Consider the following 1127-nt stretch of genomic DNA (forward strand, 5'->3'; position numbering starts at 1 on the left):
TACCACGGAAATTGATTCTTCTTACATAATTCCGTTTACCAGGATCAACAAAGAAAGTAACCGAAGCGCTATAGTCATCATGCGCCTCAGGGATAGCGTTAACATTTGCATAAGTATAACCTTCTGCACCTAAAGCACGAGAGATAAGGTCAGATGTAAGTGTCAGTTTCTGACGTGAAAATACGTCACCCGGTTTTAACATAACAAGCTTTTCTAACACTTCCTTCTCTAGAACAAGGTCTCCCTTCAAGTCGAAGTCCTTTAACGTATATAACGGGCCTTCTGAAATATTAACCGTAACGAAAACATCTTCTTTATGTGGTGAAATCGAAACTTGAGTCGACTCGATGGCAAACTTGATATAACCATTATCCAGATAGAAAGAACGTATACGCTCTAAATCGCCACTCAGCTTTTCTTTTGAGTATTTATCATCACTGGTAAATACTGACCAAAAACTTGGCATCTTGAGCTCCATCAGCTCAATTAGTTCTTCATCAGAAAATGCTTGGTTACCAACGATATTGATATGAAGAATTGAGGCAACTTCTCCTTCGTTGATATTCAACTTGATTGCCACACGGTTGCGAGGTAATTCTTTAACTTCGGCCTCTACAGAAGCAGAGTATCTACCTTGTGTAACATAAGAGCGAAGGATTTCGAGCTCCAGACGCTCAAGCGTTACCCGCTTGAATACTTTTCCTTCTGCCATCCCGGCAGCTTTGAGCCCTTCCAGCAAATCTTCTTCAGAGATATCCTTATTTCCTTCAATTTCGATTTTCGAGATTGAGGGGCGCTCTTGAACAATAATGACCAAATCTCTATCTTCACGGGCGATTTCGATATCTGTAAACAAGCCGGTTTTAAATAGCGCCTTACTTGCTTCAACTATCTTTTCTTCACTAGCAGTCTCACCAACACTTAGGATAAACGCAGAAAATACCGAACCGGCTGATACCCGCTTAAGACCATCAACACGAATATCATTGATAATAAAAGCTTCTGCTTTAGCAGCTAAGGGGGCGATAGCTAGAATCAATAAGCTCAGAGCAAGCCAACTACGAATTATTTTTTTTACGCCAAACACAGACAATCCTATTAATGAATAACCACTACAAACGCATAAT

1 protein-coding gene is annotated in these 1127 nt (G+C 40.3%); it reads right to left on the minus strand.

Going from position 1 to position 1127, the window contains the following annotated elements:
- A partial coding sequence (gene bamA / locus A3756_RS17915) for an outer membrane protein assembly factor BamA (RefSeq protein ID WP_068554151.1) occupies positions 1–1087 on the minus strand: 1087 nt, incomplete at its 3' end.
- Positions 1088–1127: the final 40 nt, after the last annotated feature.

The organism is Oleiphilus sp. HI0086, from assembly GCF_001635225.1.